The sequence below is a fragment of the Flavobacterium branchiophilum NBRC 15030 = ATCC 35035 genome (assembly GCF_002217205.1).
Classification (GTDB): domain Bacteria; phylum Bacteroidota; class Bacteroidia; order Flavobacteriales; family Flavobacteriaceae; genus Flavobacterium; species Flavobacterium branchiophilum.
Genome location: NZ_MUGT01000241.1, coordinates 1 through 874 on the forward strand (window position 1 = coordinate 1; position 874 = coordinate 874).

Here is an 874-nt window from a genome sequence, read left to right on the forward strand (position 1 = left end):
TAGTATATTTGTAAAATTTTCCTATTTCTTTGAATTGACAAATATACTTATTTCTTTTTCTCTTTCCCAATTTTTTGCATCAAAATAGCAACAAAACCATTCTTGGGAGCCTTATCTTATAAAATGCTTTTTTAAAAAATAATGAACAATACAATAATTTTTGTTTAAATTTGTGGCCAACAAAAAAAGGGCTATCAATGACAACTTTACAAGCATTAATACAAAACGATTTGAAACCACTAAAGGTTCAGGATACTTTGGCTACGGTTCAGGATTTTTTTCAAGAGGTTTCGTTTTCGCATTTCCCAGTTTTGGACGAACGGGTTTTTATTGGTAGTATTGCGGCCGATGATGTCGATAATTTTGATTACAACAAATCGTTGTCGGATTACAAATATGCTCTCGAAGGTTTTTTTGCCCGTAGCAATATGGTTTGGTTGGATTTGCTTGAAGTTTTTGCTAAAAACAACACCAATTTGGTGCCTGTTTTGAATGAATCTAATGAGTATTTAGGTTATTTTAATGCCCTTGATGTGGTAGAGATGATGAATGAAACTCCGTTTTTGAAAGCAAAAGGCAATGTAATTGTAGTGGCAAAACCGCAATCTGAAATCAACATGTCGCAAATTGTACAAATTGTAGAAAGTAGTGGTACAGCGGTTTTCGGGGCTTTTATTTCTGATGCAGATGCTCAAAATACCCATGTTACTATAAAAATGGGAGATGCCAACTTGAACGAAATTATTCAAACTTTCAGACGTTTTGATTACCAACTTATTTCAAGTCATCAAGACGATCAATATGTTGATGAATTAAAAAATAATGCGGCTTATTTGGATAAGTATTTGAGTTTTTAAAAATTGAAAAATTGAAA

Annotated in this window: 1 protein-coding gene; it reads left to right on the forward strand. The window is 32.2% G+C overall.

All coding sequences use genetic code 11. The annotated features are described in order from the left end of the window. The first annotated feature begins 197 nt into the window (after nucleotides 1–197). Entirely contained in the window at nucleotides 198–857 is a 660-nt protein-coding gene (locus B0A58_RS16155) for a CBS domain-containing protein (protein WP_014083567.1), read from the forward strand. Nucleotides 858–874: the final 17 nt, after the last annotated feature.